Raw genomic sequence first — 310 nt, 5'->3', positions numbered from 1 at the left:
TTTGCTCGGCTCGTTCGTGCCGGCCCTCAAGCGCACCGAATCCTGGACCGCGAACCTGATCGCCACCGCCGGTTGCGTGGCGCTGTGGGGCTATCTGCTGTACCAGGGCGTGATCGATCCGCTGGGTGGCATCAACACCTTGTGGCCACTGTTCGGCATCTCCAACCAGATGCTGGCGGGGATCGCCCTGATGCTCGGTACCGTGGTGCTGATCAAGATGAAGCGCCAGCGCTACGTCTGGGTCACGCTGCTGCCGGCGACGTGGCTGCTGATCTGCACCACCACCGCGGGTCTGATCAAGCTGTTCGAC

General features: G+C 63.9%; 1 protein-coding gene. It reads left to right on the top strand.

What is annotated here, in order from left to right:
- Positions 1-310, top strand: a 310-nt coding sequence (locus LCU97_RS26570) for a carbon starvation CstA family protein (RefSeq protein WP_332875353.1), incomplete at both ends; no start/stop codon positions are given.

The organism is Pseudomonas uvaldensis (assembly GCF_021271205.1).
GTDB lineage: Bacteria > Pseudomonadota > Gammaproteobacteria > Pseudomonadales > Pseudomonadaceae > Aquipseudomonas > Aquipseudomonas uvaldensis.
Note: the sequence above shows the minus strand (reverse complement) of the source record. Positions and strands in the feature narration are given on the sequence as shown.